We start from the raw sequence: 25,040 nt of genomic DNA on the forward strand, positions 1-25,040 counted from the left end.
GCGAGATGCAGTCCAGCGAAGCATCCTGCAGGTCATGAAGCAGCGCTTCATCTACGCTGACGCCATGGAACTGCCCCTCGAGAGCCTGCGCACCCTCGCGGCCGTCGTCGACGCGGGCACGCTCGAGCGCGCCGCCGCCCGGCTCGGCGTCACGCCGAGCGCCGTGAGCCAGCGCATCCGCGCGATCGAGCAGCGCGTCGGCCGCGTCGTGCTGCAGCGCACGAAGCCCGTGCGCGCGACCGAGGCCGGCGAGGCGCTCGTGCGGCTCGCGCGCCAGCTCGCCCTGCTCGAGCGCGACGCGCTCGAGGCGCTCGGCGACGCCTCCCCCGCGCCGCGCGTGCCGCTCGCGGTCAACGCCGACTCGCTCATCACGTGGTTCATGCCCGTGCTGCTCGCGGTCGCGCGCGAGCGCCCGGTGTCGTTCGAGCTGCACCGGGAGGACCAGGAGCGCACGGCGCAGCTCCTCGCGGACGGCACGGTCATGGGCGCCGTGACCGCGCAGCGCGAGCCCGTGCCGGGCTGCGTCGCCTCCCCGCTCGGGCGCATGCGCTACGTCGCCATCGCCGAGCGCGGCTTCGCCGAGCGGTGGTTCCCGCGCGGCATCGCGCCGCGCGCGCTCGAGCGGGCGCCGCTCGTCGACTTCGACCCGCACGACTCGCTCCAGTCGCGGTTCGCGCGCCGCCACGGCGCCGAGCAGACCGCGCCCCGGCACGTCATCAGCGCATCCGCCGAGTACGCCGAGGCGGTGCGGTTGGGGCTCGGCTGGGGCATGCTGCTGCCCGGCCAGTTCGAGGACGGCCTCGCCGACGGCTCGCTCGTGCAGCTCGCGCCCGACGCCATCGAGGTGCCGCTCTGGTGGCAGCGCTGGAACCTCGCCTCGCCGCTGCTCGACACGGTGACGGATGCGGTGACCGAGGCCGCGCGCGCGTCGCCCGCGCTCGTGTGACCAGGTCGTGTGACTAGGCGGCAGGCGGCGAAGGCGGCTGCTGCACTGGCGGCTGCTGCACCGGCGGCTGCTGCACCGGCGGCTGCTGCACCGGCGGCTGCTCGGCGGCGACCGGCGCAGCCGCGCCGCCCCGCTGGCCGATGATGTGCATCGCCCTGCCCGCCGACTGCTGGGGCGCGACGACGTCGTAGCGCGCGGCGAGCACCTGCTGCACCGACGCGTAGTCGCGCTTCCGGCGCGTCATCGAGTGCGTGACGACGCCGAGCAGGATGCCGAAGGCGAGCCCGAGCAGCGGGAACAGCAGCACCGAGGCGATCGCCTCGGGCACGAGCAGCATGTAGACGAGGCCGATGAACGCGCCGAAGCCGAGGCCGCGCATCGCGCCCGCGAGCGCGACCTTGCCCCACGTGAGCCGGCCGGTGATGCGCTCGACGAGCTTGAGGTCGTTCCCGACGATCGCGAGCCCCTTGAGCTCGGCCTCGGCGCCCGAGACCTTCGCGATCGCGGCCTGCGCCTGGTCGTACGTCTCGAACGAGGCGACCACCACGCCGGAAGGCAAGTGCTGGTCGCCGCGCGCCGCGCCCTGGAACATGCTCACGGCCCCATCCTCCCATGCCGGCCGGGGCCCGCCGGGGCCGGTTCGCTGAGGGCGTCACCAGCGTCGCGAGGAGGCCGCGCGGTACGTTGGGAGCCATGAGCGCAGCCACCGTCTTCGTCGCCCGCCTGGCCGGCGCGGGCGTGTTCGACGCTGCCGGCGAGCGCATGGGCAAGGTGCGCGACGTCGTCACCGTGCCGCGCCGCGACGCGCCTCCGCGGGTCGTCGGGCTCGTGGTCGAGGACCGCGGCAGGCAGCGCGTGTTCCTCTCGATCGGGCGGGTGCTCTCGATCGGCGGCGGGCAGCTCATCGCGAGCGCGATCAGCGATCGCCGCTTCAGCCAGCGCGGCAGCGAGCGGCTGCTGCTCGCCGACGTGCTCGGCCGCCAGGTGACGCTGCGCGACGGCACGACCGCCGTGCTCGAGGACCTCTCGATCTCGGAGCGCGGCCCCGGCGAGTGGGAGGTCGACGAGCTCTTCCTCCGCAAGCCCAAGACCTCCCCCTTCGGCAAGGGCCCGACGCTGCTCGCCCGCTGGGGCGACGTGCAGGCCGCCGTCGACGCGGAGCACGACACCGAGCACCTCGTCGCGTCGCTCGACGACCTCCCCGCCGCCGACGCCGCCTCCGCGATGCTCGACCTGCCGCAGCAGCGCATGATCGAGGTCGCGGAGGACCTCTCCGACGACCGGCTCGCCGACATCCTCGAGGAGATGCACGAGGACCGGCAGGTCGAGATCCTCGCAGCCCTCGAGGACGACCGCGTCGCCGACGTGCTCGACCAGATGGAGCCCGACGACGCCGCCGACCTCATCGCCCACATGACGCCCGAGCGCGGCGAGACGCTGCTCGAGCTCATGGATCCCGACGAGGCCGAGGACGTGCGCATGCTGCTCGCGTTCGGCGCCGACACCGCCGGCGGCCTCATGACGACCGAGCCGATCATCGTCGCGAGCGACGCGACGGTCGCCGAGGCGCTCGCGCTCATCCGCCGGCACGAGGTCGCGCCCGCGCTCGCCGCCGCCATCTGCGTCACGCTCCCCCCGTACGAGCCGCCCACGGGCCGCTTCCTCGGCATGGTCCACTTCCAGCGGCTGCTGCGCTACCCGCCGAACGAGCGCGTCGGCACCCTGCTCGACGACCAGATCGAGCCCGTGCTCGTCTCGGCCTCCGCCGCCGAGGTCACGCGCGAGCTCGCCGCCTACAACCTCGTCTCGGTGCCGGTCGTCGACCCCGCCGGCCGGCTCGTCGGCGTCGTCACGATCGACGACGTGCTCGACCACCTGCTGCCGGAGGACTGGCGCGCGCAGGAGGAGGCGCCGCGTGGCTGAGCGCGACGACGAGTTCGCGCGCCCCAAGTCGCGCCGCCGCTGGCTGCGGATGCCGGAGTCGAAGGACCGCTTCGGCCGCTTCACCGAGGCGTTCGCCCGCGCGATGGGCACGCCCGGGTTCCTGATCGGGATGACGATCTTCGTCACCTTCTGGCTGGGCTACAACTCGATCATGCCGCCCGAGGCGCAGTTCGACCCGCAGGACCAGGGCTTCCCGCTCCTCACGCTCGTGCTGAGCCTGCAGGCCTCCTACGCGGCGCCGCTGCTGCTGCTCGCCCAGAACCGGCAGGACGACCGCGACCGCGTGCAGATCGAGCAGGACCGCTTGCGCGCCGAGCGCAACCTCAACGACACCGAGTACCTCGCGCGCGAGGTCGTGGCGCTGCGCATGGCGATGCGCGACATGGCCACGCGCGAGTTCATCCGCGCGGAGCTCAAGTCGTTCGTCGACGAGCTCGACGAGCGCCAGGGCGGCGTCGAGCGCCGAGCGCAGTGATCGATCCCCGGCTCGAGCGCGCCCTCGGCACGGTCGTCGATCCCGAGATCCGGCGACCGCTCGTCGAGCTCGACATGATCCCCGCCGCGTCCCTCGACGACGGGACGGCACGCATCCGCCTCGAGCTCACGGTGGCGGCGTGCCCCGCGGCCGACCGGATCCAGGCGGATGTGCGGCAGGCGGCCGCGTCGGTCGCGGGCGTCGAGCGCGTGGAGATCGAGGTCGGCGTCATGTCGCCCGCGACGCGGCAGGCCCTCGTCGAGCGGCTGCGCGGATCGCGGCCGCAGCAGTTCGGTCCCGAGACGCTCACGCGCATCATCGCGGTCGCGAGCGGCAAGGGCGGGGTCGGCAAGTCGACCGTCACCGCGAACCTCGCGGTCGCGCTCGCCGCGCGCGGGCTCGCGGTCGGCGTCATCGACGCCGACGTGCACGGCTACTCGATCCCGGCGCTGCTCGGCTCGGCCGACCGCCCGACGCGCGTGGGTGACATGATGATGCCGCCGGAGGCGCACGGCGTGCGGCTCGTCTCGATCGGCATGTTCGTCGAGGGCAACCGCTCGGTCTCGTGGCGCGGGCCGATGCTGCACCGCACGCTCGCGCAGTTCCTGAGCGACGTGTGGTGGGGCGACCTCGACGTGCTGCTCATCGACATGCCGCCCGGCACGGGCGACGTCGCGATCTCGCTCGGCCAGCTGCTGCCGCACGCCGAGGTGCTCGTCGTCACGACCCCGCAGCGCGCGGCGGCGGAGGTCGCCGAGCGCGCGGGCGAGGTCGCGCGGCAGACGGGCCAGCGCGTGCTCGGCGTGGTCGAGAACATGGCGGGGCTCGCGCAGCCCGACGGCTCGATCCTCGAGCTCTTCGGCGCGGGGGGCGGCGACGAGGCCGCGCGCCGGCTCGGCGTGCCGGTGCTCGCGCGCGTGCCGCTCTCCGTCGCGCTGCGCGAGGGCGGCGACGCGGGCGCGCCCGTCGTCGCGGCGGAGCCGACCGACCCGGCGGCGGCCGCGATCATCGCGCTCGCCGAGGCGCTGCGCGGCACGCGACCGATCGCGGGCCGCGGCCTGCCCCTCTCGCCCGCCTGACGCATCCCCCTGCCGCCCCGCTCCGCGCCGCGCAGAGTGCCGACACTCTGCGACCTCGCAGCGCGGGGAGCAGCAGAGTTCCGACACTCTGCGATCCAGGGGCGCGAGAACAGCAGAGTTCCGGCACTCTGCGGAGGGAGGTGCGGGTCAGGTGGCCTCGTCGTCGAAGCGCATCGGGCCGCGCTGGCGCTGCGGCAAGCCGGAGACCGTGGCGACCGAGGCCTTCGCGGCGGCGCTCGCGAAGTCCTCCGGCGGCGCGGGCTGCTCCTTGAGCGCGTCCATCACGATGCGCCGCGGGTCGTACTGCCGCGGGTCGAGCTTCTGCCAGTCGACCTCGTCGAACTCGGGTCCGATCTCCTCGCGCATCCGCTCCTTCGCGCCGCCCGCGAGGTCGCGCAGCCCCCGCACGAGCGCGCCGAGCTTCTCGGCGAGCACGGGCAGCCGCTCGGGGCCGATGAGGAAGGCCGCGAGCAGGGCGATGATCACCAGCTTGTCGAGCGTGATGCCTGCGAGGGACACCCCTCCAGGGTAGTCGAGCCGCCTCGGCGAGCCTGCGGCGAGCGGATGCGTCCCGGTCGGTAGGCTCGCGGGCGGAGGAACCGTGCAGACTTCATCGCTCATCGCCAAGTACCTCGACGACCTCGCGAGCGAGGACGAGGTGCTCACCGCGGCGCGCGACGCCTCGGTCGAGCTCGGCGTCGCGCCCATCGCGCCCGCCGTCGGCGCCCAGCTCGCCGCGATCGCCGCGTCGACGCAGGCGAGCGCGATCCTCGAGGTCGGCACCGGCGCGGGCGTGAGCGGCCTGTGGCTGCTGCGCGGGGCACCCGGCGCGACGCTCACCTCGATCGACACCGAGCTCGACCACCAGCAGCACGCGCGCTCGGCGTTCACGCAGGCCGGGATCCCCGTCACTCGCGCGCGCCTCATCACCGGCCGCGCACGCGACGTGCTCCCCCGCATGAACGAGGCGAGCTACGACATCGTGCTCATCGACGCCGACCCGGCGGGGCTCATGGAGTACGTCGAGCACGCGCTCTCGCTCGTGCGCGTCGGCGGCTCGGTGCTCGTCGCCCACGCACTGCTCGGCGGCAAGGTCGCCGACCCCGCGCAGCGCGACGAGGCGGTCGCAGACCTGCGCGCGCTCCTCAAGGCGCTCTCGTCGAGCGACGCGGTGCGCGCCGCGGTGTCGCCGGTCGGCGACGGGCTGCTGCAGATCGTCCGGCTGCCGGAGCCGGCCGCCTGATCTCGATACGGTGGCGCTGCGCGCCACCTACTCGATCAACGGGGAACGCGAAGAGGGCCGACCCGCCTATGGATCGGCCCTCTTGCTCGTGGATTCAGCAGCGCGCAGCCGTCACGCCGTGACGACGACCTCGCCCAGCGCCTTGTGCAGCGCGGCGGCCTCTTCGTCGTTCACGGAGACGACCAGGCGACCCCCGCCCTCGAGCGGCACGCGGACGACGATGAGCCTGCCCTCCTTGACGGCCTCGAGCGGTCCATCCCCGGTGCGTGGTTTCATGGCGGCCATACGGCTCCCCCTTCGGTTCTCGTCCACCCATCTTCTCACGGCGAGGTGACAGGTTTCACTATCGGCACGCTCAAGCACCGCTTCGCGCGATGTGGTAGGCACCGGGGCGCTGCGGCACTGCGCTGCTAGGGCACGGTCCAGTCCGGCGCGTTGTGATGCCAGCAGAACCAGATCCAGACGGGCTGCAGCGCGATCGAGGCGGCGAGCATGAGGCCGCGGGCCCACGCGGGCCGGACGGCGGCGAGGATGAGCGCGGCCGGGAAGGCCGGCATGAGCAGCCGCCACGTCGACGACTGCGGGAACCACACGGCCGCGAGGTAGGCGAAGTACGCGATCGTCCAGAGCCGGCCCTCGAGCGCCACGCCCCTCGCCCACGGGCCCGCGAGCAGCGCGACGGCGGCGCCGACGATGCCGACGAGCCACACCGGCCACCACGCGCCGAACCACCACTCGAGCCCGATCGGCCACGGCGTGAACGGCACGAGCTCCTGCCTGCCGATGTAGGCCGATCGCCACGAGAGCTCCGTCTCGAGGTAGGAGCCGAGGCTCCCCGTCACGATCGTGCACGCGATGAGCCAGCCGAAGCCCCACAGCGCGCTCCACGCCCCGAGCCCCACGAGCATCCATCGCTCCCCGACCGGGAAGCCGTCGCGCTCGCGCCACCAGCGCACGAGGAACCACAGCCCGAGCGCGAAGGCGAGCGCGAGCCCGCCGGGGCGCGTGAGCGACAGGATCGGGATGAGCACCCACAGCCACTCCCACGCGCGGCGCCGCCACGCGAGCAGCGCACCGGCGAGCAGCAGCAGGAAGAGCGACTCGGCGTAGCCGAGCTGCAGCACGGGCGCGACGGGCGAGAGGAGCACGAGCGCGAGGGCGAAGCGCTCGCGGCCCGGCGCGAGGTCCTGGAAGAGCCGGTAGGCGACGAGGGCGAAGCCGGCGGATGCGCCGACCGAGAGCAGCACCGCCGCGCCCTCCCACGGCAGGCCCGTGAGCATGAGCAGGCGCGCGAGCATGGGATAGACGGGCATGAAGGCCCACGCGTTCTCGCCGACGTGGCCGTCGTCGCCCCGCGGCAGCTCCACCGGGTAGCCGGAGACCGCGACGATGTAGTACCAGTGGGCGTCCCACATCGTCGAGTAGTCGAGCAGGTCGGGCTGCGCGGGCGTCCAGTGGCTGCGCTCCTGCACGCCCGCGAAGGCCCCGAGGAACGCCGTCGACACGAGCCGCGACACCGCCCAGAGCGCGAGCGGCCACAGCCACCAGCGCTCGGCGACGCGCGCCCGGTCGGTCAGCGTCGCGAGAGCCACGCCCGCAGGCTCTGCTCGACGTGCTCGATCTGCGCGACCGGCACCGACTCGTCGTCGGCGTGCGCCTTGGTCGGGTCGCCGGGGCCGAAGTTGACGGCGGGGATGCCGAGGCTCGAGAAGCGCGCGACGTCGGTCCAGCCGTACTTCGGGGTCGGCTCCACGCCCACCGCGGCGATGAACTCCTGCGCGAGCGGCGCGTCGAGGCCCGGCCGCGCGCCCGCGGCCGCGTCGACGACCTCGACCTCGAAGCCCTCGAAGAGCTCCATCATGCGCCCCGTCGCCTCCTCGAGCGAGCGCGACGGCGCGAAGCGGTAGTTCACCGCCACGACGCACTCGTCGGGGATGACGTTGCCCGCGACGCCGCCCGAGATCATGACGGCGTTGAGCCCCTCGCGGTAGGCGAGGCCGTCGACCTCGACCTCGCCGGGCTGGTTGTCGCGCAGCCGCTGCAGCACCTCGGCGGCGTCGTGGATGGCGTTGCGGCCCGCCCACGCGCGCGCCGAGTGCGCGCGCACGCCGCGCGTGCGCACCTCGACGCGCAGCGTGCCGTTGCAGCCGCCCTCGATCGTGCCGTTCGAGGGCTCGCCGAGGATCGCGAAGTCGCCCTGCGTGAGCTCGGGCCGCGCGGCGGCGAGCAGGCGCAGGCCGTTGAGCTCGGCGCTGACCTCCTCGTGGTCGTACCAGATCCACGTCAGGTCGACCGCGGGGTCGGAGAGCTCGGCGGCGAGCTTCAGCTGCACCGCGACGCCCGCCTTCATGTCGACGGTGCCGCGGCCCCACAGGTGCGGCTCGCCGTCGACGACGGCGTCGCGGCTCGGCAGGTTGCCGTTGACCGGCACGGTGTCGATGTGGCCGGCGATCACGACCCGCCGCTCGCGCCCGAGCTCGGTGCGGGCGACGACCGTGTCGCCCACGCGCGTCACCTCGAGGTGCGAGCACGCCCGGACGGCCGCCTCGATCGCGTCGGCGAGCGGCGTCTCGTTGCCCGAGACGGAGTCGATGTCGCACAGCGCCCGCGTGAGGTCGAGGCTCGTCGCGGTCAGGTCGAGGGAGGGGGCGGCCATGGCGCAAGCCTAGACTTGGAGCATGGCCCGCCTCGCACACGGACACGCACTCGTCACGCTCTTCGAGGGGAAGCCGCTCGACGCCTGGTTCCCCGCCCCGGCCCTCGGCCCCGCGGACGGGAGCGCCGCGCCCGAGGAGCTCGCGCGGCACGCCGGCCCCGTGCCCGAGCGCGGGGTCGAGCTCGAGCCGCGGCTCGTCGAGATCGACCTGGATGCGTCGCCGTCGTCCGTCGAGGACGCCTACCTGCGACTGCACCTGCTGAGCCACCGGCTCGTGCGGCCGAACTCGATCGACCTCGACGGCCTCTTCGGCACCCTGCCGATCATCGCGTGGACGAGCGCCGGACCCGTCGATCCCGCATGGGCCGCCCAGCACCGCGTGGCGCTGCAGCGCGCCGGCATCCAGGTGCAGCTCGTCGACCGATTCCCGCGCATGACGGACTACGTGCTCCCCTCGGGCGTCCGCATCGGCGACGCCGCGCGCATCCGCCTCGGGGCGCACCTCGCGCCCGGTACCGTCGTGATGCACGAGGGCTTCGTGAACTTCAACGCCGGCACGCTCGGGGCCTCGATGGTCGAGGGACGCATCTCGCAGGGCGTCGTCGTGGGCGACGGCACCGACGTCGGCGGCGGCGCCTCGATCATGGGCACGCTCTCCGGCGGCGGCACCGAGCGCATCGTCATCGGCGAGCGCGTGCTGCTCGGCGCCAACTCGGGCGTCGGCATCTCGGTGGGCGACGACTCCGTCGTCGAGGCGGGGCTCTACGTCACGGCCGGCACGAAGGTGACGCTCGTGCCCGGCGGCGAGACGGTCAAGGCATCCGAGCTCTCGGGCCGCCCGAACCTGCTCCTCCGCCGCAACTCGCTCACGGGCGCCGTCGAGGCGGTCGCGCGCGACGGCCGCGGCATCGAGCTCAACGCCGCCCTGCACTGAGCCGGCGGCGGGGCCGCCGCTCCCCCGGCTGAGGGAGCCCGCAGGATCAGCCGCTCGAGGGACGCGCAGGGCGGACCGCACCTGAGAGGCTTGCGACCATGACGCATCCGACGCCGCCCGACGCCCAGCACGTGCCGCCCGCCCTGCACCTCGAGCGGCTCGCGAAGCGGTTCGGCCCCAAGGTCGCCGTCGACGGGCTGACGCTCACCGTGCCGCAGGGCTCGATGCTCGGCCTCGTCGGCCCCAACGGCGCGGGCAAGACGACGACGCTCTCGATGGCGACCGGGCTGCTGCGCCCCGACCACGGCGCCGCGGCCGTGCTCGGGCACGACGTGTGGCGCGACCCCGCCGCGGCGAAGGCGCGCATGGGCGTGCTGCCCGATGGCGTGCACCTCTTCGACCGGCTCACGGGCGCCGAGCTGCTGCGCTACAACGGCCTGCTGCGCTCGCTCCCCGAGGAGGAGGTCGCGCGCCGCTCGGCGTCGCTGCTCGAGGCGCTCGGGCTCGCCGACACGGGCGGCACGCTCGTCGCCGACTACTCCGCCGGCATGCGCAAGAAGATCGCGCTCGCGAGCGCGCTCATCCACGCCCCCCGGCTGCTCGTGCTCGACGAGCCGTTCGAGGCCGTCGACCCGGTCTCGGGCGAGGCGATCCGCGCGATCCTGCGCGACTTCGTCGCCTCGGGCGGCACCGTCGTGCTCTCGAGCCACGTGATGGAGCTCGTCGAGTCGCTGTGCGATCGGGTCGCCGTCGTCGCCGACGGCAGGCTCATCGCCACCGGGACGCTCGACGAGGTGCGCGCGGGCGCGAGCCTGCAGGAGCGCTTCGTGCAGATGGTCGGCCAGCAGGCGCAGGGAGGGGAGTCGCTCGCATGGCTGCGCACTTCGTAGCGCTGCGGTTCCGGCTGCTGCTCGGCACCCTCCAGCAGAGCCCGTGGGCGATCGTCGCGCTCATCATGAGCGTGCTCGGCGGGCTGTCGCTGCTCGGCGGCACCGCGCTCGCCGCGATCGCGGTGCGCGCGCTCGCGCCGGAGCTCGGCGCCGCGCTCGCCGTGCTCGGCGGCGCGGCGCTCGTGGTCGTGCTCACGGCGATCGCCGTGCTCGTCGGCACGAGCGACCCGCTCGCGCCCGAGCGCTTCAGCCTGCTGCCGCTGCGCGCGCGGCAGCTGCGCGCCGGCCTGCTCGCCGCGCAGGTGCTCGAGCCCTGGAGCGTCGTCGCGGCGCTCGCGCTCGCGCTGTGGCTCATCGTCTGGTCGACCTCCCCCGTCGCGCTCGTCGCCGCCGTGCTCGCGCTCCCGATCGGCGTCGCGACCGTGCTCCTGCTCGCGCGGGCGGGCGCCGACCTGCTCGCGCGCCAGCTCGCGAGCAAGCGCGCGCGCGACGCGATGGCGATCCTGCTGCTGCTCGTGATCCTCACCGCGGCGTTCGGCATCCAGCTCTTCGCGAGCGGGCTCAGCGGGCTCGCCGACCTCGCCGGCGCGATCGGCACGGCCGTCTCGGTGCTCGCGTGGACGCCGCTCGGCGCCGCGTTCGACCTCCCGCGCGCCGCCGCCGACGGCGCGTGGCTCGAGGCTGCGGCGAAGCTCGCGATCGCGATCGCGACGATCGCGATCGCGTGGTGGGGCTGGGGTCGGCTGCTCGGCGAGCGGCTCACGAACCCGATCGTGCTGCGCGGCGGCGGCCGCGTGCGGGAGGGCCGCGTGCTCGACCGGATGCTGCCCGCGACACCGGCCGGCGCCATCGCGGCGCGCAGCATCCGCTACCGGCGCCGCGACGTGCGCCACCTCATGAACGTCATCGCGACCCTCATGATCCCCGTCATCATCGGCGGCGTGCACCTCGCGGGGCTCGTGCGGGTCGAGGTCGACGGCGCCGGCATCCCCGCCGACGGGCTCGCCCTCCTGCCGCTGCTCATGGCGATCGTCGCGGCCGCGATCGTGCAGATCGACGTCGCCTACGACAACAGCGCCTTCGCGTGGCACCTGCTCACCGGCGTGCGGGGCAGCGCCGACCGCGCCGGGCGGCTGCTCGGCATCTCGATCGTCTACCTGCCCGCGCTCGTGGTGACCGCCGTGCTCGCGACGTGGGCGAGCGGGCGCTGGGAGCTGCTCCCGGGGAGCATCGGCGCGAGCGTCGGCACCTTCCTGCTGGTCGCCGGCGCGCTCCTGTGGCTCGGCGCGCTGCTGCCGGGCGACGCGCCCGCGCCCGGCGCGAACCCGCTCGGGCGCGGCTCCTCCGGCGGCGTGCAGTCGCTCGCGGGCCTCGCGCTCACGCTCCCCGTGCTCGGCACGATCGGCGCCCCCGCGATCGGGCTCGCGATCGCGGCGATCTGGATCCCGTGGCTCGGGTGGCTGAGTCTCGCCGTCGGACTCGTCGTGGGCGCGCTCGGCGCGTGGTTCGGGATCCGGGTCGGCGGCGCGACGCTCGACCGGCGCGGCCCCGAGGTGCTCGCGCACGTGTCGAAGGAGCGCTGAGCCGCTCCCCCGATCGTCAGCCGATGATCGCCTGCAGCGGGCCGCGCACGAAGAACACGACGAAGAGCGCCGCGACGATCCACAGGAGCGGCGAGATCTGCTTCACGCGACCGGAGACGGCGTTGATGAGGACCCAGGCGATGAAGCCGACGCCGATGCCGTTCGCGATGTTGTAGGTGAGCGGCATCACGACGATCGTGAGGAACGCCGGGAGCGCCACCCGGAAGTCGGTGAAGTCGATGTCGGTGATCTGGCTCATCATCATCGCGCCGACGACGACGAGCGTCGCCGCGGCCACCTCGAGCGGCACGATCTGCGTGAGCGGCGTGAGGAACATCGCGGCCAGGAACAGTAGCCCCGTGACGACCGACGCGAGGCCCGTGCGGGCTCCCTCGCCGACGCCGGCGGCCGAGTCGACGAAGACGGTGTTCGACGAGGCGCTCGCGCCGCCGCCCGCGACCGCGCCGAAGCCCTCGACGAGGAGCGCGCGCTTGAGGCCCGGGAACTGGCCGTCAGGCGTCGCGATGCCCGCTTGCCGCGCGAGGCCCGTCATGGTGCCCATCGCGTCGAAGAAGTTCATGAACACGAGCGTGAAGACGAACATCGTCGTCGCGAGCACCCCGATGCGCTCGAACGAGCCGAACGACACCTGGCCGATGAGCGAGAGGTCGGGCAGCGCGACGACGCTCGTCGGCAGCGCGGGCGCGTTGAGGTTCCACGCGTCGGGGTTCGCCCCGAGCGAGGGGCCGACGCGGAAGATCGACTCGAGCACGATCGCGATCGCGGTCGTCGCGACGATGCCGATGAGCAGCGCGCCCTTGACGCGGCGGGCGAGCAGGATGCCCATGAGCACGACGCCGATGACGAACGTCGCGGTCGGCAGGCTCGTGATCGAGCCGCCGTCGCCGAGCTCGACGGGCGGCGACGCTGCGCCCGTCGAGCGCACGAAGCCCGAGTCGACGAAGCCGATGAAGGCGATGAAGAGGCCGATGCCGACCGCGATCGCGCTCTTGAGCGGCGCGGGCACGGCGTCGAAGATCATCCGCCGCAGGCCCGTCGCGGCGAGCACGACGATGATGAGGCCGTTGATGAGCACGAGCCCCATCGCCTCGGGCCACGTGAGCTCGCCCACGAGCCCGAACGCGAGGAACGAGTTGATCCCGAGCCCCGCGGCGAGCCCGAACGGCACGTTCGCGATGAGCCCCATCGCGAGCGTCATGACCCCGCCCACGAGCGCGGTGACGGCCGCGACCTGGCCGTTGGGGAGCCATCCGCCCTCGACGTCGGTCGCCGCCTGCTCGGGCGCGAAGCCGCCGATGATGAGCGGGTTCAGCACGATGATGTAGGCCATCGCGAAGAACGTCACGAGGCCGCCGCGCACCTCTTGCGCGACGCTCGAGCCGCGCGCGGAGATCTTGAAGAAGCGGTCGAGCGCGCCCTTGGGCGACGCCTGCGTGGTGCTGGTCATGGGAGCTCCGTGCTCGTGCCGCGCAGGCGGCGGGGTGATGGGTCTAGATGTGGCGCTCGACGGGGCCGACGTAGAGCTGCTGCGGGCGGCCGATCTTCGTCTGCGGGTCGAGCATCATCTCGCGCCAGTGGGCGATCCAGCCGGGCAGCCGGCCGATCGCGAACAGCACCGTGAACATGCGCTCCGGGAAGCCCATCGCCTTGTAGATGACGCCGGTGTAGAAGTCGACGTTCGGGTAGAGCTTGCGCTCCTTGAAGTAGTCGTCGGCGAGCGCGACCTGCTCGAGCTCCTGCGCGATGTCGAGCAGCGGGTCGCGCACGCCGAGCTGCGCGAGCACCTCCTCGGCCGACTGCTTCACGAGCTTCGCGCGCGGGTCGTAGTTCTTGTAGACGCGGTGCCCGAAGCCCATGAGCTTGACGCCCTGCTCCTTGCGCTTGACGCGCTCGACGAAGCGCTCGACGCTCTCGCCCGAGTCCCGGATGCCGCGCAGCATCTGCAGCACCGCCTCGTTCGCGCCGCCGTGCAGCGGGCCGGAGAGGGCGTGGATGCCCGCGGAGACCGACGCGAACAGGTTCGCCTCCGTCGATCCCACGAGCCGCACGGTCGACGTCGACGCGTTCTGCTCGTGGTCGGCGTGCAGGATGAGGAGCCGCTCGAGCGCGCGCACCATCACCGGGTTCTGCACGTAGGGCTCGGCCTGGATGCCGAAGTTGAGCTTGAGGTAGTTCTCGACGAAGCTCATCGAGTTGTCGGGGTACAGGAAGGCCTGCCCGATCGACTTCTTGTGCGCGTACGCGGCGATGACGGGCATCTTCGCGAGCAGCCGGATGGTCTGCTTGTCGACCTTGTCGAGGTCGCGCGGGTCGTGGTCGGCCTCGTAGTACGTCGAGAGCGCGGAGACGGCGCTCGAGAGCGCGCTCATCGGGTGCGCGTCGCGCGGCAGCGCGTCGAAGAAGCGGCGCAGATCCTCGTGGAGGAGCGTGTGGCGGCGCACGCGGTGGTCGAAGCTCGCGAGCTCGTCCTCCGTCGGGAGCTCGCCGTAGATGAGCAGGTGCGCGACGTCGAGGAACGTCTTCTGCTCCGCGAGCTCCTCGATCGGGTAGCCGCGGTAGCGCAGGATGCCCTGGTCGCCGTCGATGTAGGTGATCGACGAGCGGGTCGCCGCGGTGTTGACGAAGCCGTAGTCGAGCGCCGTGAGGCCCGTCTCCTTCGTCAGCTTCGCGACGTCGATGGCCGAGCGGCCGTCGGAGGCCTCGAGCACCTCGAGCGGGGTCGTGCCGCCCGCGTGCTGCAGCGTCACGGTGCGCGGTGCGGATGCGTCCGCGGAGCGGGCAGGATCGAGCGCGGCGTTCTCAGTCACCTTGACAGCCTACCCGGCGCGAAGCCGTGCCCTTCCTCGGCCCGGTGCCTCAGCCGCGCAGGCGCGCTGCGGCCTCGGCGATGCGCTCGTCGGGCGCGGTGAGCGCGACGCGCACGTGGCTCGGATCGCCGTAGAAGGTGCCCGGCGCGACCAGGATCCCGAGCCGGGCGAGCGCGTCGACCTGCGCGAGCGCATCCGTGCCGTCCGTGGCCCAGAGGTAGAGGCCCGCCTCGGAGGCGACGTCGAAGCCGCGCGCCTCGAGCGCCGGCAGCAGCTGCGCGCGGCGGGCGCGGTAGCGCTCGCGCTGCTCGGCGACGTGCGCCTCGTCGCCGAGCGCGACGGCGAGCGCGTGCTGCACGGGGCTCGGCGCCATGAGCCCGAGGTGCTTGCGCACCGCGAGCACGCGCTGCACGAGCGGCGCGTCGCCCGCGACGAAGGCCGCGCGGTAGCCGGCGAGGTTCGACTGCTTGCTGAGCGAGTACACGGCGATGAGGCCCGACAGGTCGCCGCCCGTGACGCGCGGGTCGAGGATCGACGGCGCCTCGTCGACCTCCCACGGCAGCCGCGCGTAGCACTCGTCGCTCGCGACCACGATCCCCCGCTCGCGCGCGGCGGTCACGATGCGCCGCAGCGCATCCGTGCCGAGCACGGCGCCCGTCGGGTTCGACGGCGAGTTGACCCACACGAGCCTCGTCTCGGCGGGCCAGTCGTCGGGGTCGTCGGCGGGCACGGGCGTCGCACCGGCCATGCCCGCGCCGATGTCGTACGTCGGGTAGGCGACGCGCGGGTGCACGACCGCGTCGCCGACGCCGAGGCCGAGCTGCTGCGGGAGGCCCGCGACGAGCTCCTTCGAGCCGACGGTGACGAGCACGCCCTCCTCGGTCAGCCCCGGCACGCCGCGGACGCGCTCGAACCACGCGACGATCGCGCGGCGCACTTCGGGCGTGCCCCAGTTCGTCGGGTAGCCGTGCGCGTCGGTCGCCTCGCGCAGCGCCCGCTGCAGCAGCTCGGGCGTGGGGTCGACGGGCGAGCCGACGCTCAGGTCGACGAGGCCGCGCGGGTGCGCGGCGGCGATCGCCTTCGCGCCGGCGAGCGTGTCCCAGGGGAAGTCGGGCAGCCGCATCCGGCGTCAGACGCTCTGGGGCGGCAGGGCGGCGACGATCGGGTGGTCGTGCTTGATGACGCCGACCTTCGCGGCGCCGCCGGGCGAGCCGATCTCGTCGAAGAAGTGCACGTTGGCCTCGTAGTACTCGGCCCACTCCTCCGGCGTGTCGTCCTCGTAGAAGATCGCCTCGACGGGGCACACGGGCTCGCACGCGCCGCAGTCGACGCACTCGTCGGGGTGGATGTAGAGCATCCGCTCGCCCTCGTAGATGCAGTCGACGGGGCACTCGTCGACGCACGCGCGGTCCTTCACGTCGACGCACGGGAGCGCGATCACGTAGGTCATGGCTGTTCCCCTTCCGTCGACGACCGATCGGGCTGCGCCCGTCCAGCCATCCTAATCCGCCGCATCGCCTCCGCGTCGGGCCACGCGAGCGCGACGAACGACGCGGCCGCCGGCACGAGCGTCCAGAGCCAGCCCGCGAGGTTCGCCGGGATGAGCGCGCGCTCCGTGCCCCACGCGCCGCGGCCGAGCGGGTCGATCGCGACGAGCGCGACGACGCCGACGAGCCCGATGACGGTCGCGATCGTGAGCTGCCGCGAGCCCGATGCCGCGCGCACCCCCGCGATGAGGCCGACGGCGGCGAGGAGCGAGAGCGCGATGCCGAACGGCACCTGCTGGTGCGAGAAGGTGCCGACGACGCCGACGACGACGCCCGCGAGGAGGCCGCCGACGCGGAGGCTCCAGCGGGTGCGGCGCTCGGGGCGCGTCTCGATGAGCCGGTAGTGCTCGACCGCGTCGAGCGGCCGGCGCTGCCCGCCGACGTGCTCGACCTCGTCGCCGACGAGCACGAGCTGCGAGCGGTGCGCCGCGAGCGCGCCCTCGACGCGATCCCGCACCGGCGCGAGCTCGAACGCGACGTCGGCGGGGCGGTCGGTGCGCACGTACAGCGGGAGGTCGTAGCGCCGGGCGGCGATGACGGATGCGCGGTGCGCGGCGACGTGGTCGGGGTGGCCGTAGCCGCCGTCGGCGTCGTACGTGACGATCGCGGTCGGGTCGACCTCCTCGATGACGGCGCCGAGCGCATCCGCGAGGTCGTCGAGGTCGGCGCGGCTCATCGCCGTCTCGGGCGCGTCGGGCGCGGCCGAGGCCCGGCCGGTCGCGAGCCACGACATGCCGGAGTCGTCCCAGCCGTGGATGCGGCGACCGCGCGCGCCGAGGGCGCGCAGCGCCTGCTCGAGCTCGCGCCGGCGCACCTCGCCGACGCCGACCTCCTCGACCTCCGCGCGGCTGTCGGGGCGCGACTCGCCGCGCTCGCCGAGCGTGAAGGTCGCGACGACCGCGGTGCCGCCGCCGGCGGCGACGGTCGCGATCGCGGCGCCGGTCGAGAGCGTCTCGTCATCGGGGTGCGCGTGCACGAAGAGCACGCGCTCGAGGCGGGGATCCATCCCCTCCATCCAAGCACTTCGCCGGCGCGCTCCCGGCCAGCGCGCTCCCGGCCAGCGAGCCGGGGCTAGAAGACCGCGGGCCGCACGGGCGCCGGCACCCTGCCGAGGTATGGGAGCGCCCGGTCGGCGGCCGCCTCGATGCGGTCGAGCACCGCAGGGCACCGCACGCGCCCGTGCGCGAAGTCCTCGCTCGCCGCGTAGACGCCGACGGGCAGCGTGAGCGCCTGGAAGAACGCGAAGAGGGGCCGCAGCTGGTGCTCGATCGTGAGCGCGTGCCGGTGCGAGCCGCCGGTCGCGGCGAGCAGCACCGGCACGTCGGTGAGCGCCCGCTGGTCGACGAAGTCGAAGAGGTGCTTGAAGAGCCCCGTGAAGCTCGCGCGGTAGACGGGACTCCCGGCGATGAGCAGGTCGGCCGACTCGATCGCCCGGATCGCCCGCTCGGCCCGCTCCGGCAGCTCAGCGCGGTCGAGCGCGCCCGCGAGCGACGGCCCGACCTCGGCGAGCTCGATGACCTCGATCTCGGCGGCCTCCCGCCGCGCGACCGCCTCGGCGAGCGCCGCGACGAGCGCGGTCGTCGACGAGGGCCGGTGCAGGCTGCCGCTCACGGCGACGATGCGGAGTCGATCGGGATGCGTCATGCGGCAACGCTAGGTGCGCGGGCCCGCGCGACGCTCGAGTGTGACGCTCGGTGACGTGCACGGCGGAACCCGCCGCATCGCGGCACGACGGGACCCCTCCCGCCGAGCGGGACCCGGTGCACCGGGTCCCCGCTGGTGGAAGGGGTCCGCTCGAGGCTGCGTCAGCCCTGCTTCTTGAGGCGCGAGGCCTCGCGAGCGCGCGTCGTCGCGTCGAGCGTCACCTTGCGGATGCGCACGTGCTGCGGCGTCACCTCGACGCACTCGTCGTCGCGCGCCCACTCGAGGCTCTCCTCGAGCGAGAGCTGCCGGGGCGGGGTCAGGCGCTCGAGCTCCTCACCGGTCGACGACCGGATGTTGTTGAGCTTCTTCTCCTTGGTGATGTTGACGTCCATGTCGTCGGCGCGCGAGTTCTCGCCCACGACCATGCCCTCGTAGACGTCGTCGCCCGGCTTGATGAAGAACGTGCCGCGCTCCTGGAGCGCCATGATCGCGTTCGGCGTCGCGGAGCCCGAGCGGTCGGCGACGAGCGCGCCGTTGTTCCGGGTCGTGATCGCGCCCGCCCACGGCTGCCAGCCGTGCGAGATCGCGTTCGCGATGCCCGTGCCGCGCGTGATGGTCATGAACTCGGTGCGGAAGCCGATGAGCCCGCGGCTCGGCACGACGAACTCCATGCGCACCCAGCCGGTGCCGTGGTTCGTCATGCCGTCCATGATGCCCTTGCGGCTCGCGAGCAGCTGCGTCACGGCGCCGAGGTGCTCCTCCGGCACGTCGACCGTGAGGTGCTCGAAGGGCTCGTGCAGCACGCCGTCGATCTTCTTCGTGACGACCTGCGGCTTGCCGACGGTGAGCTCGTAGCCCTCGCGGCGCATCTGCTCGACGAGGATCGCGAGCGCGAGCTCGCCGCGGCCCTGCACCTCCCACGCGTCGGGGCGGCCGATGTCGACGACGCGCAGCGACACGTTGCCGATGAGCTCGCGGTCGAGGCGGTCCTTCACCATGCGGGCGGTGAGCTTCGCGCCCTTGACCTTGCCGGCGAGCGGCGACGTGTTCGTGCCGATCGTCATCGAGATGGCCGGCTCGTCGACCGTGATCGCCGGGAGCGGCCGCACGTCGTCGGGGTCGGCGAGCGTCTCGCCGATCGTGATGTCGGGGATGCCCGCGACCGCGACGATGTCGCCGGGGCCTGCGCTCTCGGTGGGCACGCGGTCGAGCGCCTTCGTCTCGAGCAGCTCGGTGATGCGCACGTTCGAGACCTCGCCGTCGTGGCGCACCCACGCGACCGTCTGGCCCTTGCGGATCGTGCCCGCCTTGACGCGCAGCAGCGCGATGCGGCCGAGGAAGGGGGATGCGTCGAGGTTCGTCACGTGGGCCTGCAGCGGCGCCTCGTCGTCGTACGTCGGCGCCGGGATGTGCTGCAGGATCGCCTCGAAGAGCGGCTCGAGGTCCTCGCTGTCGGGCAGCTCGCCGTTCGCGGGCTTGACGGTCGAGGCGCGGCCGGCCTTGCCGGAGGCGTAGACGACGGGCACGTCGAGCACCGCGTCGAGGTCGAGGTCGGGCACGTCGTCGGCGAGGTCGGAGGCCAGCCCGAGCAGCAGGTCCTGGCTCTCCCCCACGACGGCGTCGATGCGCGCGTCGCCGCGGTCGGTCTTGTTGACGAGCAGGATGACGGGCAGCTTCGCCTCGAGCGCCTTGCGCAGCACGAAGCGCGTCTGCGGCAGCGGGCCCTCGGAGGCGTCGACGAGCAGCACGACGCCGTCGACCATCGACAGGCCGCGCTCGACCTCGCCGCCGAAGTCGGCGTGGCCCGGGGTGTCGATGACGTTGATGGTCACGGGGCCGTCGACGGCGTGCGCGCCGGCGTAGCGGATCGCCGTGTTCTTCGCGAGGATCGTGATGCCCTTCTCGCGCTCGAGCTCGTTGGAGTCCATCGCACGCTCGTCATGCGTGTCGTGGGCGCCGAACGAGCCGGTCTGCGTGAGCATCGCGTCGACGAGGGTGGTCTTTCCGTGGTCGACGTGGGCGACGATCGCCACGTTGCGGAGGTCTGATCGCGCGGCGATCGGCATGCAGGTGCCTTCCGGGGTCGGGAGTGTGCGACGAACGGCCGCGACCCCCCAGTCTAGCGGGCGGTCGCGGCCGTTCGTCGAGGGCGGGGCTCAGCTCGCCCGGCGAGCCTCCCGGCGCTCGCGCTGCGCGATCGGGTCGGGCAGCGGCACAGCCGAGATGAGTCGCTGCGTGTACGCCTCCTTCGGCGCGCGCAGGATCTCGTCGCGCGTGCCCTCCTCGACGATGCGGCCCTTCCGCATCACCGCGATGCGGTGGGCGAGCGAGTCGACGACCGCGAGGTCGTGGCTGATGAAGAGGCACGCGAACTGCAGCTGCTGCTGGATGTGCGTGAGCAGCTCGAGGAAGCGCGCCTGCACCGAGACGTCGAGCGCGCTCGTCGGCTCGTCGGCGATGAGCACCTCGGGCGCGAGCGCGAGCGCCCGGGCGATGCCGACGCGCTGCTTCTGGCCGCCCGAGAGCTCGTGCGGGTAGCGGTTGCGGTACGAGGCGGGCAGCTCGACCGACTCGAGCAGCTCCTGCACGCGCTTGTCGAGCGCCTTCGTCTCGATCGGGTCCTTCGCCGCCCGTCGCGAGAGCAGGATCGGCTCGCCGATCGACTCGCCGATCGGCATGCGCGGGTTGAGCGACGACGACGGATCCTGGAAGACGATGCCGGTCTTCTCGCGCAGCGGTCGCAGGTCCTTCATCGACGCCGCCGAGATGTCGTAGCCCGCGACGCTCAGCGTGCCCGAGGTGATGGGCAGCAGGCCGATCGCGGCGCGACCGAGCGTCGTCTTGCCCGAGCCCGACTCGCCGACGAGGCCCAGGATCTCGCCGGGGTAGACCGCGAGGTTGATGTCCTCGGCCGCCCGGAACGCCGGCACGCGACCGCGCTTCGGGTACTCGATCACGACATCCGTGAACTTCAGGATCGGCTCGACGGAGTCGGAGATCTTCGACTCCTCGAACGCGCGGCCCGTCTGGTCCTCGTGCACGCCGAGGTACGGGACCGCGGCGAGCAGCTCCTTCGTGTACTCGTGCGAGGGGCGCTGGAAGACGTCGAGCGCGGTGCCGCGGTCGACCATCTCGCCGTTGCGCATGACGATGATGCGATCCGACAGGTCGGCGACGACGCCCATGTCGTGCGTGATGAGGATGACGGCGGAGCTGAGCTCGTCCTTCAGCTTGCGCATGAGGTCGAGCACCTCGGCCTGCACCGTCACGTCGAGGGCGGTCGTCGGCTCGTCGGCGATGAGCAGCGACGGGTCGCACGCGAGCGACTGCGCGATCATCGCGCGCTGGCGCTGACCGCCGGAGAGCTGGTGCGGGTACTTGTTGAACGCGGTCGGCGGGTCGGGGATCTCGACCTTCGCGATGAGCTCGATCGCCCGCTCCTTCGCGGCGTCGGGCGTGAGGTCGAAGTGGCTGCGCAGCGCCTCGACGATCTGGAACCCGATCGTGTAGACGGGGTTGAGCGCCGTCATCGGCTCCTGGAAGATCACCGCGATCTCGTTGCCGCGGATGTGGCGCATCTCGCGCACCGGGATGCCGAGGATCTCGCGGCCCTTGAGCTTGACCGAGCCGCGCACGCGCGCGTTGGGCGGCAGCAGGCTGATGAGCGCCATCGCGGTCGTCGACTTGCCCGAGCCGGACTCGCCGACGATCGCGAGGACCTCGCCCGCGCGCACGTGGAAGTCGGCGTCCTTGACGGCCGGGTAGAACGTGCCGTCGACCCAGAAGTCGACGTTGAGGCCGCTGGCCTCGAGGATGACCTCGCGCTCGGCGACGGGGGCGGCTGCCGTATCGGTCACGGGAGCTCCTCTCCTGCGTAGTCAGGGAAGCAGTGGTGGTCTGCGAAACTGAGTGGATGGCCTATCAGCGAGCGGTGTTCCGATCGTCCTTCGGCAGGGTGATCACGGTGGTGATCGGGATCCTCATGGCGCTCGCGCTCGTGAGCGTCCTGCTCGCCGACGATCCGGCGTCGAGCCTCTGGGTGCTGCCGTGGCCGCTGCTCGGCGCCGCGGTCACGTGGGCCTTCATGTGGCGACCGCGCGTCGTCGTCGACACCGAGGGCGTCGCGATCCGCAACCCTTTCACCGACTGGCACGTGCCGTGGGGCGCCATCAAGCGCATCGACACGAAATGGGCCCTCGAGCTCACGCTCGAGCGGGGCTCCGTGACCGCGTGGGCGGCGCCGGCGCCGAGCCGCTACGGCATCGCCCGCATCACGCAGGAGGACATCCGCCTCGCGCGCGAGTCGAGCACCGTGGGCGGCGGCATCCGCCCCGGCGACGCGGTGCACAGCGTCTCGGGCGCCGCCGCGCACGTCACGCGCGCGCACTGGGAGGACCTGCGCGACGAGGGACTGCTCGACGACTCGGCCCGCGCGACGCGCGCGTGGAGCGCGCCGGCGATCGCGGTCGTCGCGGTGCCGGCCCTCCTCGCGGCCGCGGGGCTGCTGCTGCGCTGACCGCACGTCAGCCCCGATCGCGGTCGGGGTTGTCGCCCGCGGCCTCGCCCTCGACGCGCGGCTGGCGCGCATCCGGGCCCGGCGCCTGCGCCTGGCCCACGACCGCCGCCGCGCTCATCGCGTCCTCGGCCTCGCGGCCGCGCAGCGCCGCCGCGTCGGCCGCAGCCGTGTCGGACTTGCGCATCGCGCGCTCCGTGGGCATGCGCTTCTGCCGCGGGTCGAACGCGTCGCGCAGTCCGTCGCCGATGAAGTTGATGCACAGGGCGATCGTGATGATGAAGATGCCGGGCCACCAGAAGAGCCACGGGCGCGTCTGGAACGCCTCCTGGTTCTGGCTGATGATGAGGCCGAGCGACGTGTCGGGCGCCTGCACGCCGTAGCCGAGGTACGACAGCGCGGTCTCGGCGAGGATCGCGCCGGCCATGAGCAGCGTCGTGTTGACGATGATGACGCCCATCGCGTTCGGCAGGATGTGCTTGAAGATGATGCGGCCGTTCGAGGCACCGGCCACGCGCGCCGCGTCGACGAACTCGCGCTCGCGGAGGGTGAGGAACTCGCCGCGCACGAGTCGCGCGAGTCCCGTCCACGAGAACAGGCCGAGCACGATGGCGAGGATGAACGCGCCGAGCTTGCCGAACGTCGAGCCGATCACGGCGCCGATCACGATGAACGGGATCGTGATGATGACGTCGGTGAAGCGCATGAGCACCGAGTCGACCCAGCCCCGGAAGAAGCCGGAGAGCGCACCGATGACGATGCCGATCGTGGCACCGATGATGCCGACGAGCACCATGATCATGAGCGACTGCTGCGTGCCGCGCATGACGAGCGCGAACAGGTCCTTGCCGATCGAGTCCTGCCCGAACGGGTGCTCGAGCGACGGCACGCCGCCGTTGATGGGGCGCGGGTTCTGGGTCCAGTCCCACTGCCACCACCCGGGCACCCGGACGTTGCCGAACGAGAGGCCGACGGACGTGAAGGCGAGCAGCACGATGAGCGCGAGCACGATCATCGAGACGACGGCGCCGACGTGCCGGAAGAAGCGCTTCCGGACGATCTGGCCCTGGCTGAGGCCCTCCACCTCCTTGAGCTCGAGGTTCGCCTCGGCGTCGGTGATGTGGGGCTCGTTGGTCTGCGGGATGTTCGTGGTCATCAGCTCACCCGGATCCGGGGGTCGAGGGCCGCATAGGCGATGTCGGCCAGCAGGTTGAACAGGAGCGCGAGGGCGCCGGTGACGAGGAAGAACGCCATCACGGGGTTCGGGTCGACGCGATCGAGGCCGTTCTGGAACATCGAGCCCATGCCGGTCCAGCCGAACACGCGCTCGGTGATGACGGCGCCGCCGATGATGCCCGCGATGTCGAACGCGACGATGGTCGTGATCGGGATGAGGGCGTTCCGGAAGGCGTGCCGCACGATGACGGTGCGCTCGGTGAGGCCCTTCGCGCGCGCGGTGCGGATGTAGTCCTGGTTCATGACCTCGAGCAGGCTCGCGCGGGTGTAGCGCGTGTAGCCGGCGAAGGAGATGACCATGAGCGCGATCGACGGCAGCAGCAGGTGCGTGAAGGCGTCGACGCCCTGCACGAAGAACGACGACTGCGCGAAGCCGGGGTTCGATGCGCCGATCGTCGCGATCGGCCTGCCGCGGATGAAGCCCGACTGCGAGTAGGCCTGCCACAGCTGCATGTGGCGGTCGACGACCATGATCGCGAAGACGAGGAAGGCCGTCCACCCCGCGACCTTGCGGTTCGTCGCCTTGTTGTCGCCGCCGAAGACGTGGCCGGCGGCGACCCCCACGAGGGTCACGACGAGGAAGACCGCGATCATGATCCCGCCGTTCATCGGCACGACCTGCGGGTTGAAGAGGTAGAAGTTCACCGGGTAGTACAGCGCCACGCCGGCCGCGGCGACGCCGAGCGCGATGAAGAGCGAGCGGCGGTTCTTGAGCCCCGCGAGGATCGCGGTGACGAGCAGCGCGACCGTGAGGAACAGCACCGCGATCGCGAGCAGCGAGAAGTCGAGCCCGAAGACGATGAAGCGCGGGTTGAGGAACCAGCCAGAGACGCTCATGTACCACAGCAGCAGGCCGCCCGACGCGGCGGCGAGGCCGAAGGTGATGAGCTTGCGCTTCAGGTCACCGCCGAGCACCGACATCCAGAAGAGCCCGGATGCGAGTGCGACGAGCGCGATGACCCACCAGTGGATCTGCGCCCCGCGCTGGAGCCAGTCGTTCGCACCGATGGCGAGGAACTGCTTGAGCAGCACCGCGAACCAGAAGATCGGCAGCGAGTAGAAGAGGAAGGAGACGAACGTCACGCCGTAGTCGTAGGCGGAGTACTGGCGCAGCGCCGTCGTGATGCCGATGATGACGCCGAGGATGATGGCGACGAGCGTCGCGACGGTCACGAGGCGGAGCGTCTGGTCCATCGAGTTGACGAGCACGTCGAGCACCGGCTGCTGCTGGATCGTCATGCCGAAGTCGCACTGGCCGATGAAGCAGCCGGCGATGCCGCCGAGCCAGATGAAGTAGCGCAGCGGCGGCGGCACGTCGAGGTGCAGCAGGCGGATGCGGGCTTCGATGAGCTGCGCCGTGTTGGGCGTCTGGACTCCGCGCAGATCCTCGAGCGGGTCTCCCGAGAGGGCGACCATGTTGTACATGAGGAAGGTCGCGGCGAGCAGGATGAGCACCGCTGCGATCAGGCGCCTGACGATGAATGTCGCCACCGGTTCGCCTCCTTGGTTTCCGGTTCGGGAT

The 25,040-nt window shown here is 72.6% G+C and carries 24 protein-coding genes; 9 read left to right on the forward strand and 15 right to left on the reverse strand.

Annotated elements, in window-relative coordinates:
* Window positions 1-64 precede the first annotated feature (64 nt).
* The gene (locus tag H508_RS0106310; protein WP_026373439.1) at window positions 65-946 is read left to right on the forward strand and encodes a LysR family transcriptional regulator ArgP; all 882 of its coding nucleotides are present in this window, start codon (window positions 65-67) and stop codon (window positions 944-946) included.
* A 13-nt stretch (window positions 947-959) separates the two neighbouring features.
* On the opposite strand, the gene H508_RS14935 is transcribed toward H508_RS0106310, so the two are convergent.
* Window positions 960-1,538 carry a general stress protein gene (locus H508_RS14935; RefSeq protein ID WP_035254396.1) on the reverse strand — a complete coding sequence of 193 codons (579 nt, stop codon included), beginning with the start codon at window positions 1,536-1,538 and terminating at the stop codon, window positions 960-962.
* Between the two features lie 101 nt (window positions 1,539-1,639).
* On the opposite strand from H508_RS14935, the gene H508_RS0106320 reads away from it, so the two are divergent.
* From H508_RS0106320 to H508_RS0106330, 3 genes are read left to right on the forward strand one after another with little or no spacing between them, the layout of a single operon-like run.
* A complete protein-coding gene (locus H508_RS0106320) occupies window positions 1,640-2,869 on the forward strand; it encodes a magnesium transporter MgtE N-terminal domain-containing protein (protein ID WP_026373440.1) in 1,230 nt (409 codons plus the stop codon).
* A 49-nt stretch (window positions 2,870-2,918) separates the two neighbouring features.
* On the forward strand, window positions 2,919-3,365 hold the full coding sequence (locus tag H508_RS0106325) for a DUF1003 domain-containing protein (RefSeq protein ID WP_084155223.1): 447 nt from the start codon (window positions 2,919-2,921) through the stop codon (window positions 3,363-3,365).
* Complete coding sequence (locus H508_RS0106330; protein WP_026373442.1) at window positions 3,362-4,444, forward strand: Mrp/NBP35 family ATP-binding protein; 1,083 nt, start codon at window positions 3,362-3,364, stop codon at window positions 4,442-4,444. Before H508_RS0106325 ends, H508_RS0106330 begins: the two co-directional genes overlap by 4 nt.
* Before the next feature lie 147 nt (window positions 4,445-4,591).
* Here H508_RS0106330 and H508_RS14940 read toward each other — a convergent pair whose 3' ends face one another.
* Window positions 4,592-4,963, reverse strand: coding sequence for a twin-arginine translocase TatA/TatE family subunit (locus tag H508_RS14940; RefSeq protein ID WP_035254187.1), 372 nt, complete (start codon window positions 4,961-4,963; stop codon window positions 4,592-4,594).
* Window positions 4,964-5,045: 82 nt separating this feature from the next.
* On the opposite strand from H508_RS14940, the gene H508_RS0106340 reads away from it, so the two are divergent.
* The gene (locus tag H508_RS0106340; protein WP_026373443.1) at window positions 5,046-5,687 is read left to right on the forward strand and encodes an O-methyltransferase; all 642 of its coding nucleotides are present in this window, start codon (window positions 5,046-5,048) and stop codon (window positions 5,685-5,687) included.
* Window positions 5,688-5,798: 111 nt separating this feature from the next.
* Here the strand turns inward: H508_RS0106340 and H508_RS17110 are convergent, their stop codons facing one another.
* The 3 genes from H508_RS17110 to dapE form a co-directional block, all read right to left on the reverse strand.
* Window positions 5,799-5,972, reverse strand: coding sequence for a DUF3117 domain-containing protein (locus H508_RS17110; protein ID WP_021010157.1), 174 nt, complete (start codon window positions 5,970-5,972; stop codon window positions 5,799-5,801).
* Between the two features lie 125 nt (window positions 5,973-6,097).
* On the reverse strand, window positions 6,098-7,279 hold the full coding sequence (locus H508_RS0106350) for a hypothetical protein (RefSeq protein WP_026373444.1): 1,182 nt from the start codon (window positions 7,277-7,279) through the stop codon (window positions 6,098-6,100).
* Window positions 7,261-8,343 carry a succinyl-diaminopimelate desuccinylase gene (gene dapE, locus H508_RS0106355; protein ID WP_026373445.1) on the reverse strand — a complete coding sequence of 361 codons (1,083 nt, stop codon included), beginning with the start codon at window positions 8,341-8,343 and terminating at the stop codon, window positions 7,261-7,263. The genes H508_RS0106350 and dapE overlap by 19 nt, the downstream gene beginning before the upstream one ends.
* A 22-nt stretch (window positions 8,344-8,365) precedes the next feature.
* On the opposite strand from dapE, the gene H508_RS0106360 reads away from it, so the two are divergent.
* The 3 genes from H508_RS0106360 to H508_RS0106370 all read left to right on the forward strand — a co-directional run bounded on the left by H508_RS0106360 (window position 8,366) and on the right by H508_RS0106370 (window position 11,750).
* Window positions 8,366-9,277, forward strand: coding sequence for a tetrahydrodipicolinate N-succinyltransferase N-terminal domain-containing protein (locus H508_RS0106360; protein WP_026373446.1), 912 nt, complete (start codon window positions 8,366-8,368; stop codon window positions 9,275-9,277).
* Between the two features lie 98 nt (window positions 9,278-9,375).
* The gene (locus H508_RS0106365) at window positions 9,376-10,167 is read left to right on the forward strand and encodes an ABC transporter ATP-binding protein (protein ID WP_026373447.1); all 792 of its coding nucleotides are present in this window, start codon (window positions 9,376-9,378) and stop codon (window positions 10,165-10,167) included.
* A complete protein-coding gene (locus tag H508_RS0106370; RefSeq protein ID WP_026373448.1) occupies window positions 10,149-11,750 on the forward strand; it encodes a hypothetical protein in 1,602 nt (533 codons plus the stop codon). Before H508_RS0106365 ends, H508_RS0106370 begins: the two co-directional genes overlap by 19 nt.
* 16 nt (window positions 11,751-11,766) lie before the next feature.
* On the opposite strand, the gene H508_RS0106375 is transcribed toward H508_RS0106370, so the two are convergent.
* The 8 genes from H508_RS0106375 to H508_RS0106410 all read right to left on the reverse strand — a co-directional run bounded on the left by H508_RS0106375 (window position 11,767) and on the right by H508_RS0106410 (window position 21,626).
* Entirely contained in the window at window positions 11,767-13,218 is a 1,452-nt protein-coding gene (locus H508_RS0106375) for an NCS2 family permease (RefSeq protein ID WP_026373449.1), read from the reverse strand.
* A 43-nt stretch (window positions 13,219-13,261) separates the two neighbouring features.
* Window positions 13,262-14,479 carry a citrate synthase gene (locus tag H508_RS0106380; RefSeq protein ID WP_425393456.1) on the reverse strand — a complete coding sequence of 406 codons (1,218 nt, stop codon included), beginning with the start codon at window positions 14,477-14,479 and terminating at the stop codon, window positions 13,262-13,264.
* Window positions 14,480-14,627: 148 nt separating this feature from the next.
* Window positions 14,628-15,701 (reverse strand): succinyldiaminopimelate transaminase, encoded by a 1,074-nt coding sequence (gene dapC / locus H508_RS0106385; protein ID WP_026373451.1) that lies wholly within the window; start codon window positions 15,699-15,701, stop codon window positions 14,628-14,630.
* Between the two features lie 6 nt (window positions 15,702-15,707).
* Window positions 15,708-16,028 (reverse strand): ferredoxin, encoded by a 321-nt coding sequence (gene fdxA, locus H508_RS0106390; RefSeq protein WP_021010148.1) that lies wholly within the window; start codon window positions 16,026-16,028, stop codon window positions 15,708-15,710.
* The gene (locus H508_RS16680; RefSeq protein WP_051222880.1) at window positions 16,025-17,131 is read right to left on the reverse strand and encodes a PIG-L family deacetylase; all 1,107 of its coding nucleotides are present in this window, start codon (window positions 17,129-17,131) and stop codon (window positions 16,025-16,027) included. The genes fdxA and H508_RS16680 overlap by 4 nt, the downstream gene beginning before the upstream one ends.
* 65 nt (window positions 17,132-17,196) lie before the next feature.
* Window positions 17,197-17,769: an FMN reductase gene (msuE, locus tag H508_RS0106400; RefSeq protein WP_026373452.1), complete on the reverse strand. Its 573-nt coding sequence runs from the start codon at window positions 17,767-17,769 to the stop codon at window positions 17,197-17,199.
* 161 nt (window positions 17,770-17,930) lie between these two features.
* Window positions 17,931-19,835 carry a translational GTPase TypA gene (gene typA / locus H508_RS0106405; RefSeq protein ID WP_026373453.1) on the reverse strand — a complete coding sequence of 635 codons (1,905 nt, stop codon included), beginning with the start codon at window positions 19,833-19,835 and terminating at the stop codon, window positions 17,931-17,933.
* A 90-nt stretch (window positions 19,836-19,925) separates the two neighbouring features.
* Window positions 19,926-21,626: an ABC transporter ATP-binding protein gene (locus H508_RS0106410; RefSeq protein WP_051222882.1), complete on the reverse strand. Its 1,701-nt coding sequence runs from the start codon at window positions 21,624-21,626 to the stop codon at window positions 19,926-19,928.
* 74 nt (window positions 21,627-21,700) lie between these two features.
* Here H508_RS0106410 and H508_RS14950 point away from each other — a divergent pair, with 74 nt between their 5' ends.
* Window positions 21,701-22,285, forward strand: a complete 585-nt coding sequence (locus H508_RS14950) for a PH domain-containing protein (protein ID WP_051222884.1) — start codon at window positions 21,701-21,703, stop codon at window positions 22,283-22,285.
* Window positions 22,286-22,292: 7 nt separating this feature from the next.
* Here H508_RS14950 and H508_RS14955 read toward each other — a convergent pair whose 3' ends face one another.
* Together H508_RS14955 and H508_RS0106425 are read right to left on the reverse strand one after the other, a co-directional pair.
* Window positions 22,293-23,438, reverse strand: a complete 1,146-nt coding sequence (locus H508_RS14955) for an ABC transporter permease (protein ID WP_084155166.1) — start codon at window positions 23,436-23,438, stop codon at window positions 22,293-22,295.
* Window positions 23,438-25,009 (reverse strand): ABC transporter permease, encoded by a 1,572-nt coding sequence (locus H508_RS0106425; protein WP_026373455.1) that lies wholly within the window; start codon window positions 25,007-25,009, stop codon window positions 23,438-23,440. The genes H508_RS14955 and H508_RS0106425 overlap by 1 nt, the downstream gene beginning before the upstream one ends.
* Window positions 25,010-25,040 lie beyond the last annotated feature (31 nt).

The sequence above is a fragment of the Agrococcus lahaulensis DSM 17612 genome (genome assembly GCF_000425105.1).
In the GTDB taxonomy this organism is placed as follows: Bacteria; Actinomycetota; Actinomycetes; order Actinomycetales; family Microbacteriaceae; genus Agrococcus; species Agrococcus lahaulensis.

Coding starts and splice junctions, on each gene's coding strand:
- H508_RS0106310 (WP_026373439.1), top strand. CDS start 65: ATGGAACTGCCCCTCGAGAGCCTGCGCACCCTCGCGGCCGTCGTCGAC.
- H508_RS14935 (WP_035254396.1), bottom strand. CDS start 1,538: ATGTTCCAGGGCGCGGCGCGCGGCGACCAGCACTTGCCTTCCGGCGTG.
- H508_RS0106320 (WP_026373440.1), top strand. CDS start 1,640: ATGAGCGCAGCCACCGTCTTCGTCGCCCGCCTGGCCGGCGCGGGCGTG.
- H508_RS0106325 (WP_084155223.1), top strand. CDS start 2,919: ATGCCGGAGTCGAAGGACCGCTTCGGCCGCTTCACCGAGGCGTTCGCC.
- H508_RS17110 (WP_021010157.1), bottom strand. CDS start 5,972: ATGGCCGCCATGAAACCACGCACCGGGGATGGACCGCTCGAGGCCGTC.
- dapE (WP_026373445.1), bottom strand. CDS start 8,343: ATGGCCGCCCCCTCCCTCGACCTGACCGCGACGAGCCTCGACCTCACG.
- H508_RS0106360 (WP_026373446.1), top strand. CDS start 8,366: ATGGCCCGCCTCGCACACGGACACGCACTCGTCACGCTCTTCGAGGGG.
- H508_RS0106365 (WP_026373447.1), top strand. CDS start 9,376: ATGACGCATCCGACGCCGCCCGACGCCCAGCACGTGCCGCCCGCCCTG.
- H508_RS0106370 (WP_026373448.1), top strand. CDS start 10,149: ATGGCTGCGCACTTCGTAGCGCTGCGGTTCCGGCTGCTGCTCGGCACC.
- H508_RS0106375 (WP_026373449.1), bottom strand. CDS start 13,218: ATGACCAGCACCACGCAGGCGTCGCCCAAGGGCGCGCTCGACCGCTTC.
- dapC (WP_026373451.1), bottom strand. CDS start 15,701: ATGCGGCTGCCCGACTTCCCCTGGGACACGCTCGCCGGCGCGAAGGCG.
- fdxA (WP_021010148.1), bottom strand. CDS start 16,028: ATGACCTACGTGATCGCGCTCCCGTGCGTCGACGTGAAGGACCGCGCG.
- H508_RS16680 (WP_051222880.1), bottom strand. CDS start 17,131: ATGGATCCCCGCCTCGAGCGCGTGCTCTTCGTGCACGCGCACCCCGAT.
- msuE (WP_026373452.1), bottom strand. CDS start 17,769: ATGACGCATCCCGATCGACTCCGCATCGTCGCCGTGAGCGGCAGCCTG.
- typA (WP_026373453.1), bottom strand. CDS start 19,835: ATGCCGATCGCCGCGCGATCAGACCTCCGCAACGTGGCGATCGTCGCC.
- H508_RS14955 (WP_084155166.1), bottom strand. CDS start 23,438: ATGACCACGAACATCCCGCAGACCAACGAGCCCCACATCACCGACGCC.